General features: G+C 64.5%; 21 protein-coding genes. 10 read left to right on the top strand and 11 right to left on the bottom strand.

Features of this window, described 5'->3' with window-relative positions; genetic code table 11:
• Nucleotides 1–74: 74 nt before the first annotated feature.
• Nucleotides 75–689: a helix-turn-helix domain-containing protein gene (locus IHE39_RS24140; RefSeq protein WP_192568236.1), complete on the top strand. Its 615-nt coding sequence runs from the start codon at nt 75–77 to the stop codon at nt 687–689.
• Between the two features lie 927 nt (nt 690–1616).
• Here the strand turns inward: IHE39_RS24140 and IHE39_RS31160 are convergent.
• On the bottom strand, nt 1617–1781 hold the full coding sequence (locus IHE39_RS31160; RefSeq protein ID WP_192568235.1) for a type II toxin-antitoxin system ParD family antitoxin: 165 nt from the start codon (nt 1779–1781) through the stop codon (nt 1617–1619).
• Nucleotides 1729–2598, bottom strand: a complete 870-nt coding sequence (locus IHE39_RS24130; protein WP_192568234.1) for a LysR family transcriptional regulator — start codon at nt 2596–2598, stop codon at nt 1729–1731. The genes IHE39_RS31160 and IHE39_RS24130 overlap by 53 nt, the downstream gene beginning before the upstream one ends.
• A 132-nt stretch (nt 2599–2730) precedes the next feature.
• Between IHE39_RS24130 and IHE39_RS24125 the strand changes: the two genes are divergently transcribed.
• Entirely contained in the window at nt 2731–4284 is a 1554-nt protein-coding gene (locus tag IHE39_RS24125) for an MFS transporter (protein ID WP_192568233.1), read from the top strand.
• Nucleotides 4285–4507: 223 nt separating this feature from the next.
• On the opposite strand, the gene IHE39_RS24120 is transcribed toward IHE39_RS24125, so the two are convergent.
• From IHE39_RS24120 to IHE39_RS24110, 3 genes are all read right to left on the bottom strand, one after another.
• The gene (locus IHE39_RS24120) at nt 4508–5395 is read right to left on the bottom strand and encodes a lipid kinase (RefSeq protein ID WP_192568232.1); all 888 of its coding nucleotides are present in this window, start codon (nt 5393–5395) and stop codon (nt 4508–4510) included.
• 129 nt (nt 5396–5524) lie between these two features.
• Nucleotides 5525–6328, bottom strand: a complete 804-nt coding sequence (locus IHE39_RS24115) for a DUF1194 domain-containing protein (RefSeq protein ID WP_192568296.1) — start codon at nt 6326–6328, stop codon at nt 5525–5527.
• 127 nt (nt 6329–6455) lie between these two features.
• Nucleotides 6456–7226: a class I SAM-dependent methyltransferase gene (locus IHE39_RS24110; protein WP_192568295.1), complete on the bottom strand. Its 771-nt coding sequence runs from the start codon at nt 7224–7226 to the stop codon at nt 6456–6458.
• A gap of 106 nt (nt 7227–7332) precedes the next feature.
• On the opposite strand from IHE39_RS24110, the gene gloB reads away from it, so the two are divergent.
• Together gloB and IHE39_RS24100 are read left to right on the top strand one after the other, a co-directional pair.
• Nucleotides 7333–8100 (top strand): hydroxyacylglutathione hydrolase, encoded by a 768-nt coding sequence (gloB, locus tag IHE39_RS24105; RefSeq protein ID WP_192568231.1) that lies wholly within the window; start codon nt 7333–7335, stop codon nt 8098–8100.
• 2 nt (nt 8101–8102) lie between these two features.
• On the top strand, nt 8103–8534 hold the full coding sequence (locus IHE39_RS24100) for a cupin domain-containing protein (protein ID WP_192568230.1): 432 nt from the start codon (nt 8103–8105) through the stop codon (nt 8532–8534).
• Here the strand turns inward: IHE39_RS24100 and yddG are convergent.
• Complete coding sequence (yddG, locus tag IHE39_RS24095; protein ID WP_192568229.1) at nt 8531–9427, bottom strand: aromatic amino acid exporter YddG; 897 nt, start codon at nt 9425–9427, stop codon at nt 8531–8533. The two genes, IHE39_RS24100 and yddG, sit on opposite strands and share 4 nt — an antisense overlap.
• A gap of 14 nt (nt 9428–9441) precedes the next feature.
• Nucleotides 9442–10224 carry a DUF3108 domain-containing protein gene (locus IHE39_RS24090; RefSeq protein WP_192568228.1) on the bottom strand — a complete coding sequence of 261 codons (783 nt, stop codon included), beginning with the start codon at nt 10222–10224 and terminating at the stop codon, nt 9442–9444.
• Between the two features lie 248 nt (nt 10225–10472).
• Here IHE39_RS24090 and rpmB point away from each other — a divergent pair, with 248 nt between their 5' ends.
• The 5 genes from rpmB to IHE39_RS24065 all read left to right on the top strand — a co-directional run bounded on the left by rpmB (nt 10473) and on the right by IHE39_RS24065 (nt 13696).
• Nucleotides 10473–10769 carry a 50S ribosomal protein L28 gene (gene rpmB, locus IHE39_RS24085; RefSeq protein WP_115730660.1) on the top strand — a complete coding sequence of 99 codons (297 nt, stop codon included), beginning with the start codon at nt 10473–10475 and terminating at the stop codon, nt 10767–10769.
• 120 nt (nt 10770–10889) lie between these two features.
• Nucleotides 10890–11567, top strand: coding sequence for a queuosine precursor transporter (locus IHE39_RS24080; RefSeq protein WP_192568227.1), 678 nt, complete (start codon nt 10890–10892; stop codon nt 11565–11567).
• Between the two features lie 127 nt (nt 11568–11694).
• On the top strand, nt 11695–12585 hold the full coding sequence (locus tag IHE39_RS24075; protein ID WP_192568226.1) for a LysR family transcriptional regulator: 891 nt from the start codon (nt 11695–11697) through the stop codon (nt 12583–12585).
• Nucleotides 12586–12686: 101 nt separating this feature from the next.
• Complete coding sequence (locus tag IHE39_RS24070; RefSeq protein WP_192568225.1) at nt 12687–13049, top strand: antibiotic biosynthesis monooxygenase family protein; 363 nt, start codon at nt 12687–12689, stop codon at nt 13047–13049.
• A gap of 14 nt (nt 13050–13063) precedes the next feature.
• Complete coding sequence (locus IHE39_RS24065) at nt 13064–13696, top strand: DsbA family oxidoreductase (RefSeq protein ID WP_192568224.1); 633 nt, start codon at nt 13064–13066, stop codon at nt 13694–13696.
• A gap of 2 nt (nt 13697–13698) precedes the next feature.
• Here IHE39_RS24065 and IHE39_RS24060 read toward each other — a convergent pair whose 3' ends face one another.
• On the bottom strand, nt 13699–14127 hold the full coding sequence (locus IHE39_RS24060) for an Lrp/AsnC family transcriptional regulator (protein WP_192568223.1): 429 nt from the start codon (nt 14125–14127) through the stop codon (nt 13699–13701).
• Between the two features lie 123 nt (nt 14128–14250).
• Here IHE39_RS24060 and IHE39_RS24055 point away from each other — a divergent pair, with 123 nt between their 5' ends.
• Entirely contained in the window at nt 14251–15351 is a 1101-nt protein-coding gene (locus IHE39_RS24055; protein WP_192568222.1) for a saccharopine dehydrogenase family protein, read from the top strand.
• A 116-nt stretch (nt 15352–15467) separates the two neighbouring features.
• Here the strand turns inward: IHE39_RS24055 and IHE39_RS24050 are convergent, their stop codons facing one another.
• Genes IHE39_RS24050 through cobT form a run of 3 tightly spaced genes read right to left on the bottom strand, consistent with a single transcriptional unit; the run spans nt 15468 to nt 18802 of the window.
• Nucleotides 15468–15839 (bottom strand): nuclear transport factor 2 family protein, encoded by a 372-nt coding sequence (locus IHE39_RS24050; RefSeq protein WP_184774520.1) that lies wholly within the window; start codon nt 15837–15839, stop codon nt 15468–15470.
• 48 nt (nt 15840–15887) lie between these two features.
• The gene (locus tag IHE39_RS24045; RefSeq protein WP_192568221.1) at nt 15888–16907 is read right to left on the bottom strand and encodes an esterase-like activity of phytase family protein; all 1020 of its coding nucleotides are present in this window, start codon (nt 16905–16907) and stop codon (nt 15888–15890) included.
• The gene (cobT, locus tag IHE39_RS24040; RefSeq protein WP_192568220.1) at nt 16904–18802 is read right to left on the bottom strand and encodes a cobaltochelatase subunit CobT; all 1899 of its coding nucleotides are present in this window, start codon (nt 18800–18802) and stop codon (nt 16904–16906) included. The genes IHE39_RS24045 and cobT overlap by 4 nt, the downstream gene beginning before the upstream one ends.
• Between the last annotated feature and the right edge of the window lie 8 nt (nt 18803–18810).

Here is an 18810-nt window from a genome sequence, read left to right as displayed (position 1 = left end):
GATCCGTCCGAGCTGACGGATCATCCCAGTTCGTTCTACCGCGGCGCGAGTGCGTATTTGCCTTCGCGGCCACAATGACCGTGATCCCCCAACCTCATCAAACTGCGACAGCCGTGAAAAAAGCCAGAGAACCATTGCTGCACAACGCAATTGGTCGGGAGGTCCGCGCCTTTCGAACGCGGCACGGCATGAAGGTCAGCGACCTGGCCGCGGCGACAAACCTGTCGGTTGGAATGCTGTCGAAGATCGAAAACGGCGGCATTTCGCCGTCATTGACAACCTTGCAGGCAATATCGCGCGGCCTTGCCGTGCCAATTACCTGGTTGGTGAGCCGCTTCGAAGCTGAGCGCACTGCCGTATTCGTCAGGGCTGGTGGACACAACGCTTCGGCCAGCCAGCGGCACAAGCATCTGGGCCACGGCGACATCAACGCCGGTGGCCTTCAGATCGAGCCCTGTTTGATCACCCTTACCCGTTGCACGGACGTCTTCCCGGCAGTCAGCAGTCAAGGCATGGTTTTCCTTTACATGCTGCAAGGTGAATTCGCGTACCGCCACGGCGACAGCCTCTATCGGATCACACCGGGAGACAGCCTGTTCTTCGACGCCGCGACCCAGCATGGTGTCGACGAACTGACCGAACTACCTATCCGCTGCTTGTCCATTATGACCTGCGGTCAAGGCAGATGATGCAAATAGGCGGGTAGCCCATCACTGGCAGCTTCGGCTTTCGTCAGACACGTTTTGGGGGCCGCGCTGCTTGGCCATTCTGCCTACACTATCACCGGCCGCTAAGTTCTCTTGGAGCCTCGCGATCCGAGGGTCACGCGTTATGGCCCGATAATCCGCTCGCAGGGCTGCTCGCCGCGCTACGCTAGACTAGCTGGGTTTGGAGCATTCGAGTGGCGACGAATGGGCGGATTTCGTCGGGATCAGAGAATAGGGGGTCTAACGCAGTTTTCCTTTTACCATGCTAAGCATGGTGCTCTCGAAGTAGTGTAGCGTCGTTCCACGTGTCCGTTAGCCAGGCGAACAAAAACCTTGGAAACATGAGTTTCCCAGAAGGAACGAATGGCCGCAAGAATCCAAGGGTGGGGCGGGACGTACAACGGCCCAGGGCAGGCAACACAGATTCCGAAAACCGTGCGGTCAAATGGAGCAACCTTGGCCGACACGTTTGCGAGTGCCAGGGCAGCACCGGATGCGTTGCGGCGTGCCCTCATCATGTCCTCACTTAGCAAGCAAGCGTTCGCGGATGCCTTTGCTGCGATATAGACTTGGCAAAGACCGAGCCATACCTTCGTTCAGTTGCACTGGCTCCTGCAATCTTTCTTCTCGGCTTGCACCGAGGTTGGCGCTACCGGTTCCGTAGTTTGCCAACCGTAGAGGTTTGCCAAAGCAAGCTGGCGAGATCAGTGGCCGTCCGCTTTGGGCGAGGAAGCCGCCATTGCTGGAGCGATGCGCTGACGGCTGAAATGGGGTCGGCTGCCGGATGGCGGGTTATTGCGAGAATTCGCCAAAACCGGACTGACCGCAAACGGCCAAGATGAGGTCGGATCTTGCCGGTCATCGCGGATCTGCCTGAGGTCAGATCGGGCTTTCGGCGCAAGGCGGAGCCTACGCGCCACGTTTGCCCGAGCCACAGCCAAGCTCGTTCATCAATGACTGGAAATCGAACGGCTCGGGCGCTCCGCTTTCGATGCCCTCGCGGATCGCCTGGCGCAGCGCCTCAAGAGAGGCCCTGGCCCGCCTTTGCCCGGTGCTCGTGGAAGGCGCAGGCAAGGATGCGCAGGGCTTCGCGCGAGCGCCGGTCGGTCAGCGTCGAGTGCAGCACGATCTCGGTTGACGGCACGTCGGGCAGGCCAAACTTGCGGCTGACCTCGACCGTGCCGGGCGGCGCCAGGCGGCTGGGGAAGACCGCGGTGGCAAGCCCGGCCGAGACGGCCGCGGTGACCAGCGACGAGCCGCCGCCGACAAACACCTCGACCCAGGCAATATTGGCATCGTCGAGCGCGCGCGTGGCGAGGTCGCGCACGCCGCACAGCCGCGACAGCGTTGCCAGCCGGATCGGCTCGCCGGGGCGATGATCGAATTCGGGTGTCGCAAACCAGCCGAAATGCTCCGGTCCCAGCACCTCGCCGTCGCGGCGGTCATCCTCGCGCCGGACGATCGCCGCATCGAGCTTGCCGCGGTCGAAGGCGTCGAGCAGCAAGGTCGAATTGTCGACCTGGACCTCGATGGTCAGGGCCGGGTCATGCTGGCTGAGGCGGGCGAGCAGCGTCGTCACCTCCGGTCCGGCGACATGGCCGGCAATGCCGAGCGTGAAGCGCCGCGCCGAACATGACAGGCCGGCGACCGCATTGTCATGCGCGGTCAGGAAGGCGCGCGCCGATTCGATGAACAGCGCGCCGTCGGCCGACAGCCTGACACGGCGCGGGGTGCGCTCGATCAGCTTGCGCCCGACCCGCTCCTCCAGCCGCTTGAGCTTGACCGAGACCGCCGCCTGGGTCGAGCCCATGGCGTCGGCGGCACGGGTGAAACTCTTGAGCTCCGCCACCATGACGAAGTTGCGGACGGCCTCGGCGTCGAGCCACAGCATTTCATCTATCCCAATTTGTTATCACTGATATAGGTTTGCATGGCATTTATGCATGAACAAGCTTCATCTATCTCAGCTGTTTCCAGATAACCAGTGGCACCGCTCACCGATGCCGCCAGCCGGAGACACGGGATGAAGTTGACGATGAGAGACAGTCTGGCGCTGGGGGCGATCTGCCTGTCGGCGCTGATGTTCGGCCTCGAGATCTCGAGCGTGCCGGTGATCCTGCCGACGCTCGAACATGTGCTGCAGGCCGACTTCAAGGACATGCAGTGGATCATGAACGCCTACACCATCGCCTGCACCACGGTGCTGATGGCGACGGGAACGCTTGCCGACCGCTATGGCCGCCGGCTGGTCTTTGCCATCACGGTTGGAGCCTTCGGTCTGACCTCGCTGATGTGCGGCCTCGCCCCCAACACCACCGTGCTGATCATCAGCCGCTTCCTGCAAGGCATGGCCGGCGGCGCGATGTTCATCTGCTCGATCGCCATTCTGTCGCACCAGTTCCAGGACGCCAAAGCGCGCAGCAGCGCCTTTGCCATCTGGGGCGTCATCTCGGGCATTGGCCTGGGTTTCGGGCCGCTCATCGGCGGCCTGATCGTCTCGCTGTCGACCTGGCAATGGGTGTTTTTGGTCCATGCGCCGCTCGCCGTGCTGTGCCTTGTCCTGACCTATGGCAGCGTCAGCGAATCGCGCGATCCGCAGGCACGGAAGCTTGATATCGCCGGCATCGTCATCTTGAGCGCATCGGTGTTCGGCCTGACCTATTACATCACCGGCGGCGCCGACCTCGGCTTCCTCAGCCCGGCCGCACTGGCCATCGCAGCAGCTACCATCGCCGGCCTGATCGCCTTCGTTGCCGCCGAGCGGCGGCATCCGCATCCGATGTTCGACTTTTCGGTGTTTGCGGTCCGCGATTTCTCCGGCGCCATCATCGGCTGCATCGGCATGAACTTCAGCTACTGGCCGCTGATGATCTACCTGCCGATCTATTTCACCGTCGGCCTCGGTTATGACAGCGCAACGACCGGGCTGGCGCTTTTAGCCTACACCGTGCCTTTCCTGGTGATGTCGCCTGTCGCCCAGTATCTCTTGTTGCGCTCCAGCGCCCGCACCATCATCCCGCTCGGCCTGTTCACCATCGGCCTCGGCTTCATCGTGATGTGGTTCGGCAGCACGCTCGGGCAGGCAGCTGGAGCGACGGTGCTGGCCGGCGCCCTGGTCTCGGGCATCGGACTTGGCCTGACGACGACGCCCGCCACCAACATGACCACAGGCGCGGTGCCGGCCAGCCGTGCCGGCATGGCCTCGGGCATCGACGCCAGCGCCAGGCTGATCGCCCTTGCCGTCAACATCGCGGTGATGGGCCTGGTGCTTGTCGAAGGCATTCTCCACACGCTGCGCCAGGCGCTGCCTGAAGCAACTGACGCGGCGCAGTTGCGCGGGCTGGCCGAGCGCATCGCCGCCGGCGGTGCTGCGACACCGCATGCGCTTTCAGGCCAAACGACGCTGGAGGTGCCAGCGGCGGTGGCGCACGCCGCACTCGTCGATGGCTTCGGCTGGACGCTGCTTTATGGCGGTGTCGGCGTCTGGGTCCTGGCCGCGCTCAGCTTCGTCATCTTCGGGCCGGCCAGGACAGTGAGCGGCGAGCCGCGACCGAAAACCGAGTCGCAGGTGATCTGACCTGTCAGAGCCGGGTCCGCATCGTGCAGGACCCACCACTGGCGATGAAACAGCCTTGCATTTTTGGCCCCGCGTTTCTTCCCGCCCCCCTCTGTCCTGCCGGACAGAGCGGGACGGGACGGAGTGCGTCGGTGCAGGAAGCGGGCATGGTTCTGAACCCCGGCCGCAGCCATTCGGTGATCAGGTCGAGCGTCAGCCCCTCGCGCAGCTTGAGCCTGCAGTGTCAGCCCTTCGGCACGAACACGTTGACCGATTTGGGCCTGATGCGGAAATGCGCCGGCGTCCATGTCACCAGCTCGCCGTCGGTGTTGACGGGGCGCGGCTGCTTGGTGCGGATCGTCACTTCAGTGGTCTTGAAGGCGCGGACGTCGTCCCACTGGCCGTGCGTGCCCTTACGCAAGCTGGGCAGAAGCCTGAGCAGCCGCCACCAGTGGTCAACCTCGAGGCTGTAGAGATCGAGCCAGCCATCGTCGGCGGTCGCGGTTTCCGCAACCGTCATGCCGCCGCCATAGTGGCGGCCATTGCCCACCGAGACCTGCATGGTGCGGATCTTTTCGGTGGTGTCGTCATGATCGACATAACAGGTGAACAGGCGCGAGCGCATCAACAGCCGGGCCGCGACGATGCCATAACCGAGCGTACCCCAGCGCTTCTTGGCATGTTCGGTCAGCTCGGCGGCCATGTCGGCGCTGAAGCCGATGCTGGCGACGTTGAAGAACAGATGGCCGTTGACCTCGCCGAGATCGACAGCCGTCTGGTGGCCGGCGGCGATCACTTCCGCCGCCTTGATCGGGTCCGGCGATATGCCCATGGTGCGGGCGAAATCATTGGCGGTACCAAGCGGCAGCACGCCAAGCGTCAGGCCGGTATGGGCAAGCCCGGCTGCCGCGTTGTTGAGCGTGCCGTCGCCGCCGCCGACGATGGCGATGTCGAAATGATCGGCGTTGCGCGAGATCAGCTCGGAGGCGTTTTCGTCCTTGCTGGTCGCCATCTCCTCAATCTGGAGGCCGGCATCGACGAGCACCTGGCGCGCGGCATCGATCGACCCGCCGCCGCGGCGGGCGCGCGGATTGACGATCAGCATCGCGCGCTTGCCTTTGGACTGCTGCACGGCGCGCTTTTGGTGGATAACGTCGGTCAGGAGGAAAATCCCTGTGATGTAAAACGGGTTGTTGCCCGCGTCATCTAGGGTGCAATCGGCACTATTTTAAGATGCGCCAGCAAACACAAGCTACAAAACCTACCTGTCGAGCTCGGGAAAATAAGGGTCGGAGTATCTCAGCCGGTCGCGCTCGCCGGCCATGCAGTCGACCGCGGCCCCAGTGTCGATCCTGATCACCGGCACGGCATCGGTGTCGCCGCTGACTTCGAGCACCAGCTTGCGCCGGATCGCGGTGGCGAACTCCGACGCCGCCTTGATCGGCAACACGAACGAGCCGGGGCCGCCGGTGACGCATTCGGCGTAATAACGGTCGAGCGAAGCTGCGGTTCGCGACGGCCTGATCAGGATCGGCAGGCCGTTGATGACGATGCCCTGGGCCAAGGCGGCATCACGCGCCGGGATCACCGGATTGCCGAAATTGTTTGGTCCGTCGCCTGAAATGTCGATGACGCGGCGAAAATCATCGGCATCGTTGTCGTCGAACAGGGACGCACCATAGGTGACCGCACCGGAGATCGAGGTGCCGCGATAGCCGCTGAACGGCCGCGTCTCGAGCCGGGCGGCAAAGGCTGCGGCACTTTGTGGCCCGTCGATGATCTGCCACGGCACCACCGATTCCGCGCGCACCGTGCCGGCCCATTCGAAATAGGTGATGGCGATGCGGCCATGCCGGCCCGACAGCACCGCATCGACGAAATCGCTGTGGCGCAGTGCCTCGACATAACCGGCGCGCTGCAGGGTGAATTCTTCCAGGTCCATCGACCTGGACACGTCGACCGCCAGCACCAGCTCGACATCGACCATGACACCGGCCACCGGCATGGCGACCGGGCCGGGCAGCTCGCAACCCAGACATGAGATAATGGCCAGCACGCCCAGCATCGGCAGGCTCTCCGCTCGGATCAGCCAGTGTCGCGGCCCAGTGTCACGGCCCAGTGTCACGGCCCAGTGTCGTCGCAATAGCGGCGGAATGGAAGTGGCGCCCCTTCACCCCTTCGTGAGGTCGGGCTCAGCCGCCGCTTTCGCCATTGCCGCGCCGCAGCGCCGGAAAGCCGCGCGAAGCGCCGCTCGGCGACAGCACCGGCACGAAGACGCGGCGCGAGGCGCGCTGCGCCACCGGAATGCCCTGGTAGACACGCTTTTGCGCCTCAACGACGATGACGCCGGAAAAGATCGGCCAGAAGCGGCGGCCGGCACGCTCGAACAGATGGTCGAACTTCATCATCCATTTGCGCCGCGACGGCGGGAAATGCAGCGCATCCGACCATGCCGAGACGGTGAAATTCGCCTCGCGCAACAGTTCGTTGAGCTGGCCCGACGAAAACGGTCGCCCGGTGCCGAACGGCGTATGCTCGAAACGCGCCCACACGCCGCGCCGGTTGGGCACGACGATGACGATGCGCCCGGCCGGCGACAGCACGCGCCAGATCTCCTTCAGCGTCTCGCGCGGGCTTTCGGCATGTTCGAGCGAATGGACGAGCAGCACCCGGTCGATCGACGAATCGACAAGCGGCAGTTCCTCGTCGAAGACAAGTGCCGTCGAGGACGGCCCGTTGGCCGGCCACACCACGGCTCCTTGCGTCGCCGGCATGAAGGCAAAGACACGCTCGGCATCGCTGCCGAAGCGGTCGAGCCAGGGCAAGGTGTAGCCGAGCCCGACAAGCCGTTCATTGGGCAGGCCGGCCCACACCGACGACAGCGCCATAGTGATCGACTGCTCGGCGAGGCGGCCAAGCGGCGTCGAGTAGAAGGAGCGAAGGTCGACGATGTCGGAATTCATCCGCAAAAGGTAGACGCGGCCGAGGCCGACTTCAACGACCCCGGCCCATTTGGCGTGACAGCCTTGGCGGCGCGCCCTATCGTTCCCGGCAAAATGGAGTCCTGTCATGGCTGTCGAGATCAAGCTTTTCATGTGCCGCACCGACAATTTCGGCGCCCTGCTGCACGACCGTGAAACCGGCGAGACGGCGATCATCGATGCGCCCGAGGAAGGCCCGATCCTGGCGGCGATCGAACAGAGCGGCTGGACGCCGTCGATGATCCTGACGACGCATCACCATGCCGACCATGTCGAGGCCAATGTCGCGCTCAAGCAGCGTTTCAAGCTGCGCATCGTCGGGCCCGAGGCCGAGCGCGACAAGATCCCCGGCATCGACGACACCGTCGAGCAGGGCTCGGTGGTTCCCTTCGGCAATGAGACCATCGAGGTCATCGAGACCCCCGGCCACACCGCCGGCCATGTCTGCTATTACCTGCCGAAATCGAAAGTGGCGTTCACCGCCGACACGCTGTTTGCGCTCGGCTGCGGCCGGCTGTTCGAGCGCCCGGCACCTGTGATGTTCGAATCGCTGCGCAAGCTCGCCGCCTTGCCGCCTGAGACGGTGGTCTATTGCGGCCATGAATACACGCTGTCCAATGCGCGTTTTGCGCTGACCATCGACCCCGACAATGCAGCCCTGCGCGCCCGCGCTGCAAAGATCGAGGCATTGCGCACCGAAGGCAAGCCGACGCTGCCCACCACCATCGGCGAGGAGCTCGCCACCAACCCGTTCCTGCGCTGGGCCGATCCTGGTGTCCGCAGGCACCTCGGCATGGAACAGGCGGCTGATGTCGACGTCTTTGCTGAAATCCGCAAGCGCAAGGACAATTTCTGACCATGAGGGCTCAACAGATCGTCGCCACGCTCGGCATGCAGCGCCACCCCGAGGGCGGCTGGTATGTCGAGACCTTTCGCGACAGCGCTGAAGGCGGGCCGCATGGTCGGCGCGGCAACCAGACGGCGATCTATTTCCTGCTCGAGCACGGCGACGTCTCGCACTGGCACCGTGTCAGGGATGCCGCCGAGATCTGGCTTTTCCATGCCGGGGCGCCGATCGAGCTCAGGCTGTTCCATGACGGCGGCGACATCGTCGCCCACACGCTCGGCATCGACATCACAGCCGGCCAGCGGCCGCAATGCGTGGTGCCGGCAGGCTGGTGGCAGACGGCACGCAGCCTCGGCGACTGGACGCTTGTCGGCTGCACCGTCTCGCCCGGCTTCGAGTTCGCCCAGTTCGAGCTGGCCGAGCCGGGCTGGGAGCCGGGTTAGGCCCCTGCCCGGTCAGTTGCCGCAGCCTTGCGGCCGCCAAAGATCAGCGACTTGGCCGCCAGCACCGCCCCCCCGGTGATCAGCACGCAGGCTGCGAGGATGCGCAAGCTCGGTTCAGCGAAACCGGCTGATATCAGCACCAGAGTCGACAGCAGCGGCGCGGCATAACTTGCGGCGCCGAGCACCTGGATGTTGCCGCGCTTGACGCCGATATCCCAGGCATAAAAGGCCGCACCGACGGGCATCAGGCCAAGGCCGAGCACGGCGAGCCACTGGCCGGCATTGGCCGGCAGCACCGTCTCCTCGAGCGCCAGATGGCAGGCAAGCGACAGGATCGACGTCGCCAGGCAGAACCAGGTGACAACAGTCGTCGGCACCGAGGGAAAGCGGCGCGACAACAGCGAATAGCCCGCCCACAAGAAGGCGCAGGCAAAGGCCATGGCGTAGCCGAAGGCATAACGCGGCTCGAAGGCCAGCCCGCCGCCCTTGGTGACGATCAGGAAGGTGCCGGCAAGGCCAAGCAAGGCGCCGGCGATGTGGTTCCAGCGCAGCCTTTCGCCCGGCATCAGTGCGGAGCCGAGCACGATGAACAGCGGCCACAGATAAGCGATCAGGCTGGCTTCGACCGCCGGCGCGTTGCGCAGCGCGGTGAAGTAGAAGAAGTGGTAGCCGAACAGCCCGACGATGCCGATGACCCAGACCTCGGCCGGGATCTTTGCAGTCGTCTCGGGTTTCGGCATGAACAGGCGGGCAACCAGGCCGACGCCGGTGCCGATGGCAAAGGTGATCGCCGACATCAGGAACGGCGGCACCGTGCCGGAGGCGTCGGTGAGCAGCGCCAGCAGCGCCCACATGGCGACAGCCGAAAACCCAATCAAAGTCGCGCGCCCCACACACCCCTCCCGGTTTAGTCGATCGCTTCGAAACGCCGGGCCTTGACGGTGATCGTGCCGATCTGCGTGCTGACCGTGGCATAGATGGGGGCATATATGCCGGTTTTGCCGAGCGGCGCAAACGTCACCATGATGCGGGAGCGGTCGCGCAGGAAGGTCAGCGCCTTCTTGTCGGTGCGGTAGCCCGAAACCGGCTGGAAGCCCATGCGGCAGGTGACCATCTCGCCGGCAAAGCCCTTGACCGCCATCGTCTTGCGCGACACCTCGGTCAGCTTGAGGTCGGCGCGCAATTCGCCGTCATACATCCTGATGGTGCGGCCGCAGACCTTGTCGAGGCTTGGCGCGCGGATGACGGTGGCGGCGATCGGATCGGCGACGCCGCTGAGGTCGTTGGCACCAAGCGGGATCCAGGTCGCGCCGCGCTTCCTGGGCGCCGGCACGACCTGGGTGCGGCTGACGCGATCGCCGGAAAAGCGGATGTCGACAAGCGAGCTGACCTTGCCCGAGACATAGTCGGCGCGGAAGGCGCGCGGTTGGCTGCGGCCGTCGCCAAAGCTGCCGCGCGACGAGATCGTGCCGCGCGTGTCGTCGAAGAAGGCAGCCAGGCCGGCACTGGAGACCTTGCCGTTAACGACGTAGGTGTCGCCCTCATAGCTGCTGTCGAAGGTTGCCTTGGCGACGGGAATGCCGAGGAACGACAGCGAATAGTCGCCACTGAAGGATTTTTTGGCGGCGAGCAGCGGCGATGGCAACAGGGCCAGGGCGGCGGCGAGCAGAACAGGTGAAAGGCGGGGCATTGCGGCAACACCTCATCGTCAGCGGAAGCTGACTTCGCGCTGTTCGTGTCCCTTGCGATCGGTTATAGAACCAATTCCGGCCATTCTGTGGAGTTGGGGACAACGCCCGGAAACCACCACGACGCTTGACGCGTCCGTGAAATGCAACTATGGAACGCCAACTTTTTCCATGAGGCCGCCTGACTGAGACCGCGCGCCATATCGGTGCGTTATCGTCGCTTGGTCCGCCAGAACTGAAGGTAAGTAACATGTCCCGCGCTTGCGAACTCACCGGCAAAGCCGTCATGACCGGCAACAATGTGAGCCACGCCAACAACAAGACCCGTCGGCGCTTCCTGCCGAACCTGGTCAATGTCACGCTCATCTCCGAGACGCTGAACCAGAACGTGCGCCTGCGCATTTCGGCCAACGCCTTGCGTACGGTCGAGCATCGCGGTGGCCTCGACGCCTTCCTGGTCAAGGCAGATGCCGAAGAGCTGTCGCAGCGTGCGCGCCTGCTCAAGAAGCAGATCGCCAAGAAGAACGCCGAGCAGGCCGCAGCCTAATCGTCAATTCAGGCGGGGGACACCGCCTGGAGCCTCCGACGGCCGCAAGGACGATGGAGGCTCCGCCCAATCCGCCCGGGCACTGCCCGTAAAGCTGGTTCCATTACCCAGGATAAAAAAATGAACTCCGGTTCAAAGTACCTGCCTTTCGTGGCGGCCATGGCGCTTGTCGTCGTCGCTTCCAACATTCTCGTCCAGTTCCCGATGCAGGGACAGGTCGGATCTCTGGCGCTCGCCGATGTCCTGACCTGGGGCGCCTTCACCTACCCCTTCTCATTTTTGGTCACCGACCTTGCCAACCGCCGCTACGGGCCAAGGCTGGCGCGGCGCATCGTCTTTGTCGGCTTCATGGCCGCCGTGGTCTGCTCGATCGTCGTCCCGCCGCTGCTGTTCCGCTACGGCCTGGTGCCCTTCGACACCGCTGCTGATCGCCTGGCGCGCATTGCCGTTGCCTCCGGTGCCGCCTTCCTGACCGCGCAGCTGCTCGACATCACCGTGTTCAACTGGCTGCGCCGGCAGAGCTGGTGGCGCGCGCCGATCTTCGGCACGCTTGTCGGTTCGGTGTTCGACACCGCGATCTTCTTCGGCGTCGCCTTTGCCGCCGCCTTCGTCTTCCTCGGCCCCGAGGACGCCTTTGCGCTGGAAGCAGCCCCGCTGTTCGGCGTGCTGTCGATGGAAGCGCCGCGCTGGGTCTCCTGGGCGCTGGGCGACCTCACGGTAAAGCTGTTGATCGCGCTGTTTGCGCTCATCCCCTACCGCCTGATCGCCGCGCGCTGGACACAACAGGCGCTGGCCTGACCCACACACAGATAGACAGCCCCACACAGATACGACAGCCGTCCCAGGAGCAGCCGACCGGCTGCTCTTGCATGTCGGGCGCCGCCGAATAGGCTGCCGGCTCGCGCCACGGCATGACAGGCAGATAATGGCTCTCGATTCGGTTGATCTTTTTCTCGAGGTCGTTCGCACCGGAAGCTTTTCCGGTGCCGCTAGAGCCACCGGCATCCCCGTCTCCACCGTCAGCCAGCGCATCGCAGCACTGGAAGCGCGCCTGGGCGCCACCTTGCTCAAGCGCACGACACGACGCCTCGCATTGACCGAAGCCGGTGCTGGCTATCACGCGGTCGCTGCGCGCGCGCTTGCTGAACTGCGCGGCTTCGAGGCCGAGCTGACCGACACGGCAGCGGGGCTGAGCGGCAAGCTCAAGGTGGCGAGCACGATTGCCATGGACGATGTGCTGGCGCCTGTCTTGAGCGGCTATCTCGAGGCCTATCCCAATATGGCGCTGGAGCTGCATTTGAGCGGCCGCAACACCGACCTGTTTACCGACGGCATCGACGTCGCCATCCGCGTCGGCGCCCTGCGCGACGATTCGGGCCTGGTTGCCCGTTCGCTCGGCGCTGCTGCGCTTAAGCTTGTCGCCTCGCCTGACTATCTCAAGGCGCATCCGCCGATCGACCATCCCAACGACATCGAGGCGCAACAGCTGATGTCTTTTGCCGGGTATGGCACAGCACAGCTCCACCATGCCAAGGGCGAGGCCTGCGAGGTCGACGTCTCGGGCCGTTTCGCCGGAAACCAGCTGTCGTCATTGCGGCATCAGGCCGTTGCCGGTCATGGCATCGCCTTGGTGCCGGCGGCATTCCTGGCGCGCGAGCTGGCCAGCGGCGAACTTGTCACGGTGCTTGACGACTGGCGCGGCGAGACGCAGCCGATCCACATCGTCTATCTCGCCCAGCGCATCGTCTCGAAGCGCCTGCGCACCTTCATCGACCATGTCGTTGCGCATTTTCCGCGCCGGCTTTTCGCCGACTGATCTTCCGTACCGCCGGAAGCTGCATCTGGAAATCCCCGGCTAATCCTGTCGTGCGCCCGTCCTTACCTTCGGCTCATCAAACCGGACAAAGGACAGCAAAGATGCAAGACACCAGGGGTTTCTACTCGATCATCGACTACACGGTGGATGGTCCGCAAACGCAGCTCGAGCTGATCGAGGCCTTTGCCGGCCTGCAGGAAAAATGGGTGCGGTTTTATCCCGGCTACAAGTCGGCGCATCTGTTTGCCAGCACCGACGGCAGCCGCGTCTACAACATCATCCACTGGGACAGCGAAGAAGCGCACCGCGAATTCGAGCGCGTTTCAGACAATGCCGCCCGCATCGCCGCGATCCAGGGCGCGATCGACAGCCTCAAGGGCAAGGCCGAGCCGAGGATGAGCGGTCCGCCACGCTACAGGCTGGTTCGCGAGGTGGCGCCCGGCCCGCGCCCGACAGACGCCTGAGCCGGGAGGATGTCATGCTGATCGAAATCCATGCCGACGTGCTGTGCCCATGGAGCTACATCGCCAAGCGCCGCCTCGAAGCGGCAATGGCAGTCCTTGGCGACACGCGGATCGGAATTGTCTGGCGCAGCTTCGAGCTTTCGCCTGAAGGCGGCGCGATGCCGGGCGAAAGTGCTGCCGACATGATCCGGCAGTGGCGTGGCGATGCGGCTGCGGCACGGATCGCCGAGATCATGGCGCTTGGGGCTGCCGAAGGCATCAGGCTCGATCTGGAAAATGCCCGCCCGGTCAACAGCTTCGACGCGCACCGGCTGATCCATCTCGGCGCGGCAAGCGGCAAGGCCGATGCCATGATGGAACGCCTGCTGCGCGCCTATCACAGCGAGGCACAAAACATCGCCGACGCAGGCGTGCTCGAGCGGCTTGGCCGCGAGGCCGGACTGGCGCCAAGTTCTGTAGCCGCGTTGCTCGCCGGCGAGGCCTTTGCCGACGCGGTGCACGCTGACAGGCGGCTTGCCGTCGAACGGGGCATATCGGGCGTGCCTGTCATGGTGCTGGCCGGGCAAGCCCCGACATCGGCGGTCAAGCCGGTCGCGGAGCTCGTCGGCCTGCTGCAACGGGCGGCGGCGAGCCAGCCGGGCGGCTGAGCCTATCTGTCGATGCGCGTCGACAGGATGATCGACGACAAGGTGCGCTCGACGCCTTCGAGCGCACCGATGCGGTCGATCAGCGCGTCGAGGTCGCGCACCGACGGTGCCTCGACAACGACGATCATGTCGAAATTGCCGCTGACCGAATGCAGCGTGCGCACCTCGGGAATGCGCTTCAGCACCGCCTCCACCGCCGCCGAGACCTTGGGCAAGGCGGTGACCAGGATGTGGGCGCGAACCAGGTTCTTCTCATAGTCGGGCGACAGCCTGACGCTGTAGCCCGCGATAACGCCACGCTGCTCCAGCCGCTCGATGCGGCTTTGCACCGTCGTTCTCGACACGCCGAGCTTGCGTGCCAGCTCGGCGGTCGAGGCGCGCGCGTTGTCGCGCAGCAAGGCGAGCAGGGCGCGGTCAGGGTCTGTCGTCATTTCGTCAATACCATACGTCGTTTTGCTCAAAACATATCGGCTTTTCGGCAATATCGATACTGCCTTTCGACGAGGCGCGGACATAGAATCCGCAGCGAAATTCCAGTTGAAGGGGACATGACCATGAAACAGATCGTTGTCGTAGGCGCAGGCAAGATCGGCTCGACGATCGCCGACATGCTGGCTGAAACGGGCGACTACCAGGTGACAGTGGTCGACCGCTCGCAGGCGGCACTTGATTCGCTCGAAACCGGCAACCCGGTCGAGACGCTGAAGGTCGAGATATCGGAAGCCGGCGCGCTCGACGCCGTGCTGGCCGGCAAGTTCGCCGTGCTTTCGGCTGCCCCGTTCCACCTGACCACGCGCATCGCCGAGGCTGCCGCCAAGGCCGGCGTGCATTATCTCGATCTGACCGAGGATGTCGCTTCGACCCGCATCGTCAAGGAATTGGCAACAACCGCCAGGAGCGCCTTCATTCCACAGTGCGGTCTTGCGCCGGGCTTCATCTCGATCGTTGCCAACGACCTTGCCAAGCGTTTCGACACGCTGGAAAGCGTGCGCATGCGCGTCGGCGCGCTGCCGCAGTACCCGTCCAACGCGCTCAACTACAATCTGACCTGGAGCACCGACGGCGTCATCAACGAATATTGCGAGCCCTGCGAGGCGATCGTCGAAGGTTCGCTGGTCGAGGTGCCGCCGCTCGAAGAACGCGAGGAGTTCTCGCTCGACGGCATCACCTATGAGGCGTTCAACACCTCGGGCGGGCTTGGCACGCTGTGCGAGACCTACAAGGGCAAGGTGCGCACGCTGAACTACCGCACCATCCGTTATCCCGGCCATGCCGCGATCATGAAGGCGCTGCTCAACGACCTCGGCCTGCGCCACCGCCGCGAAGTGCTCAAGGACATCCTGGAGAATTCGCTGCCGGCAACCATGCAGGACGTTGTGGTGATCTTCGTCACCGTCAGCGGCCGCAAGGGTGGGCGCCTGCTGCAGGAAAGCTACGCCAACAAGATCTACAGCCGCCAGATGGGCAAGATGGTGCGCAGCGCCATCCAGATCACCACCGCTTCCGGCATCTGCTCGGTGCTCGACATGCTGGCCTCCGGCGCGCTGCCGCAGCAGGGCTTCATCCGCCAGGAAGACATCGCGCTCGACGCCTTCCTCGCCAACCGCTTCGGCCACAACTACGCCCAGGCCGCGGCAAGCCATCTGGCAGCCTGATCACCCAACACCTTACGGGGAGGATACCCCGGAGGTCCGACTTTGCAGCGAGGGGTTGGGGGACCCCTCGCTTTCTTTTTGCCTGAATGGCTGTTGTATCTACCGTTTCAAGTCGATCAGATCGCCGTCATTGGCCCGAAGAAGCCGATGATGCGCGCGATGCGCTCCCCCTCAGGCGCCAGTTCGACAAAGTCTATGCCGTCGGGCAGCCGCGTGCCGTCGGCCTCGATGACGCACCAGCCGAACCGGGCAACGCCGTGATGAAGGTCGACCGCTGTGGTGCGAACGATTTTCGCGCCGGGGCGGCTGGCCCGGATCCTTGCGATATGCGCCAAAAGCTCGTCCGCACCGACAGTATCCGCACGCGGGTCGGTGTAGCGTGCCTGCTCGGCCCAGACGGCTTCCAGCAGCGCCTTGCGCTGCTCCTGGTCGTCTTCGTTCCAGACCGCGCAGTAGCGGTCGATGACAGCTGTGACATCGCACGACATGGCCGGGCTCCCGCATCGCAAGCGGCGAGCATAGCGGAAAATCGCCGCTCAATCGCCGTGCAGGATGAATTCCAGATAGAGATTGCGCTGCAGGATCGAGTGGTTGTCGTCGGAGACCAGCGACACCATCAGCGCGCCGTCGGCACGCTGCCAGACGTCGAGCCCTTCCATATTGTCGATCTGGTAGCCCATATTGGCTTCGAGCAGCACCGGACCGTCGGCGACCTGGCCCTTGGCGATGGTTTGCGAAGCGATGCGCCGAAGCCGCATCTTCACCCCTGACGCCATCGAAAAGCTGCGTTCGAGCAGCAGCAGGTCGCCATCGGGCAGGAAAGCGCCGTCGGTGATGTCGAACTCGCCATTGCGCTTGACCGTGAAGACGCCCTTGCCGGGACCCTCGAGCACCGCGGCGAAGATGTTGCCTGATGTGTCGAGGCTCTTTTCCGACACCACCACCAGCCCGCCTTTTTCAGCGGAATAGGCGACGGTCTCGAACCCGCGATTGGTCCGCAGCTCGTTGCGCGGCACCAGGAAATCGAGCTCGCGCAGCGGGCCCGCCATGTTGTCGGGATCGATCCTGTATTGGGCGACGCGGTGGGTGCGCTCGAAGCCGACGGTGGCGATGCCGTCCCTGACGGCGAGGCCTTCGGCATCGGCCTGCCATTTCTTTTCGATGCCATTACCGGAGCCGTCGCGCATCTGGACCATGCGGAAATTCTCGACGCCGGTCGGGCGCAAGGCGGAATCGCGGGCGATGCGGCCGAAATACCAGAAGCCGGTGTCGGCGACGCCGATGAAATCCGAGCCCGGCTTGAGGAAGCGGAACGCCGACAGCGCGCCCAGATTGCGCGACGGCGAGGTCATTTCGAGGCCGCCGACAAATTCGAGCGGGCCGAAGATCTTCTGCTCGAGGCCGATCTGGAAGCGCGCGATCGACCGGGCCGAGACCTCGATGCGCTCGATGTCAGGCTGCTCGGCCCGCGACGAGGCGCTGAGCGACGCCGAAAGCGCAAGCGCTGCCGTTGCAGCGCAAGCCAACTGCCGCAGTCGGGATAGAGACAAGATCATCCGGCGCGCCGGAAGCCGCCGCGGCGGGTCTCACGCGCGCTCTCTTCGCCAAACAGCGAAGCCAGCTGCTCGGTCATAGCACCGGCCAGTTCTTCGGCATCGACGATGGTGACGGCGCGGCGATAATAACGCGTGACGTCGTGACCGATGCCGATGGCCAAAAGCTCGACCGGCGAGCGTGTCTCGATCAGGTCGATGACGGCGCGCAGGTGGCGCTCGAGATAATTGCCCGGATTGACCGACAGCGTCGAGTCGTCGACCGGGGCGCCATCCGAGATCATCATCAGGATCTTGCGCTGCTCGGGCCGCGCGATCAGGCGCTGGTGCGCCCACAGCAACGCTTCGCCGTCGATGTTTTCCTTGAGCAGGCCTTCGCGCATCATCAGGCCGAGATTGCGGCGCGAACGCCGCCACGGCGCGTCGGCACTCTTGTAGATGATGTGCCTGAGGTCGTTGAGGCGGCCGGGATTCGCAGGCTTGCCGTCCTTCAGCCACTTCTCGCGCGCCTGCCCGCCCTTCCACGCACGGGTGGTGAAGCCGAGGATCTCGACCGAGACGCCGCAGCGCTCCAGCGTGCGCGCAAGGATATCGGCGCAGGTGGCGGCAACGGTGATCGGGCGGCCGCGCATCGAGCCGGAATTGTCGAGCACCAGCGTCACCACGGTGTCGCGGAACTTGGTGTCGCGCTCCTGCTTGAACGACAGCGGCTGCATCGGGTCAATGACGACACGCACAAGGCGCGCCGGATCGAGATAACCCTCTTCGAGGTCGAAATCCCAGGAGCGGTTCTGCTGCGCCATCAGGCGGCGCTGCAGCCGGTTGGCGAGGCGACCGACGACGCCAGACAGATTGGCAAGCTGCTTGTCGAGGAAGGCGCGCAGGCGGTCGAGTTCGTCCTCGTCGCACAGCTCCTCGGCGCCCACAGTCTCGTCGAAGGCGGTGGTGAAGACCTTGTAGTCGATTTCCCGCGGCAGGTTGGCGAACGGGTTGTCCTGGCGCCGGGCTTCGCCCGGCGTCTCCGAATCGACGTCATCGTCGTCGGACATCTCGTCGGAGGTCGCATCCGACGCTTCCATCTCGCCGGACTGCTCGTCCTCGGCGGCGGATTCGGCATCTTCGGACTGCGACTGGTCGGAGCCGGCATCGTCCTCGCCGCCCTCCTCGCTCTGTTCCTCGCCTTGCGGCTGGTCGTCGTCCTGGTCGTCGTTGTCTTCGGTTTCCTGGTCGTCGCCATATTCCTCGGCCATCTCGAGCGAGGCCAGCATGTGGCGGACGACGCGGGCGAAGGCCTGCTGGTCCTCGAGGCTGCCGATAAGCCCTTCGAGATCGCCGCCGGCCTTCTGGTCGACCCATTCGCGCCAGAGCGCGACCATGCGCTCGCCGCTCTTGGGCACCGGCTGGCCGGTCAGCTTCTCGCGCACCATCAGCGCCAGCGCTTCTTCGAGCGGCGCTTCCGACTGTTCGGTGACGTCGGCGAGATTGGCCTTGGCGTATTTGTCCTCGAGCATCGAGCTGATGTTTTGGGCAACGCCTGACATGGCGCGGCTGCCGATGGCCTCGACGCGGGCCTGCTCGACGGCGTCGAACACGGCACGCGCCTGCTTGCCCTCGGGCGCCAGGCGGGTGTGGATGCGCGCATCGTGGCAGGCGCGCTTCAGCGCCATCGAATCGCCAAGGCCACGGGTGACGGCAATGTCACTGGGCGAGGCCTTCTTGGGCAGTTCAGGCAGGCGGGCGCGATTGCCGGCAAGTGCCGGCCGCTCCTTGGCGAAGGCCACTTCAAGCCCGTTGTCGCCCGAAATGGCACGCATGCAAACGGTCATGGCGCGCTTGAAGCTGTCGGCTTCCGAGCCCGTCTTCGACTTGTTGCGTGTGTTGTCGCCCGGCCCCGCCATCTGAGACC

The sequence above is a fragment of the Aminobacter carboxidus genome, from assembly GCF_014863355.1.
In the GTDB taxonomy this organism is placed as follows: domain Bacteria; phylum Pseudomonadota; class Alphaproteobacteria; order Rhizobiales; family Rhizobiaceae; genus Aminobacter; species Aminobacter carboxidus.
This window is presented reverse-complemented; position numbering and strand designations above follow the sequence as displayed.

Excerpts from the sequence above, each read along its gene's own strand:
- IHE39_RS24140 (WP_192568236.1), top strand. The coding sequence starts at position 75 with ATGACCGTGATCCCCCAACCTCATCAAACTGCGACAGCCGTGAAAAAA.
- IHE39_RS24130 (WP_192568234.1), bottom strand. The coding sequence starts at position 2,598 with ATGCTGTGGCTCGACGCCGAGGCCGTCCGCAACTTCGTCATGGTGGCG.
- IHE39_RS24125 (WP_192568233.1), top strand. The coding sequence starts at position 2,731 with ATGAAGTTGACGATGAGAGACAGTCTGGCGCTGGGGGCGATCTGCCTG.
- IHE39_RS24115 (WP_192568296.1), bottom strand. The coding sequence starts at position 6,328 with ATGCTGGGCGTGCTGGCCATTATCTCATGTCTGGGTTGCGAGCTGCCC.
- IHE39_RS24110 (WP_192568295.1), bottom strand. The coding sequence starts at position 7,226 with ATGAATTCCGACATCGTCGACCTTCGCTCCTTCTACTCGACGCCGCTT.
- gloB (WP_192568231.1), top strand. The coding sequence starts at position 7,333 with ATGGCTGTCGAGATCAAGCTTTTCATGTGCCGCACCGACAATTTCGGC.
- IHE39_RS24100 (WP_192568230.1), top strand. The coding sequence starts at position 8,103 with ATGAGGGCTCAACAGATCGTCGCCACGCTCGGCATGCAGCGCCACCCC.
- IHE39_RS24090 (WP_192568228.1), bottom strand. The coding sequence starts at position 10,224 with ATGCCCCGCCTTTCACCTGTTCTGCTCGCCGCCGCCCTGGCCCTGTTG.
- rpmB (WP_115730660.1), top strand. The coding sequence starts at position 10,473 with ATGTCCCGCGCTTGCGAACTCACCGGCAAAGCCGTCATGACCGGCAAC.
- IHE39_RS24080 (WP_192568227.1), top strand. The coding sequence starts at position 10,890 with ATGAACTCCGGTTCAAAGTACCTGCCTTTCGTGGCGGCCATGGCGCTT.
- IHE39_RS24075 (WP_192568226.1), top strand. The coding sequence starts at position 11,695 with ATGGCTCTCGATTCGGTTGATCTTTTTCTCGAGGTCGTTCGCACCGGA.
- IHE39_RS24070 (WP_192568225.1), top strand. The coding sequence starts at position 12,687 with ATGCAAGACACCAGGGGTTTCTACTCGATCATCGACTACACGGTGGAT.
- IHE39_RS24065 (WP_192568224.1), top strand. The coding sequence starts at position 13,064 with ATGCTGATCGAAATCCATGCCGACGTGCTGTGCCCATGGAGCTACATC.
- IHE39_RS24060 (WP_192568223.1), bottom strand. The coding sequence starts at position 14,127 with ATGACGACAGACCCTGACCGCGCCCTGCTCGCCTTGCTGCGCGACAAC.
- IHE39_RS24055 (WP_192568222.1), top strand. The coding sequence starts at position 14,251 with ATGAAACAGATCGTTGTCGTAGGCGCAGGCAAGATCGGCTCGACGATC.
- IHE39_RS24050 (WP_184774520.1), bottom strand. The coding sequence starts at position 15,839 with ATGTCGTGCGATGTCACAGCTGTCATCGACCGCTACTGCGCGGTCTGG.
- IHE39_RS24045 (WP_192568221.1), bottom strand. The coding sequence starts at position 16,907 with ATGATCTTGTCTCTATCCCGACTGCGGCAGTTGGCTTGCGCTGCAACG.
- cobT (WP_192568220.1), bottom strand. The coding sequence starts at position 18,802 with ATGGCGGGGCCGGGCGACAACACACGCAACAAGTCGAAGACGGGCTCG.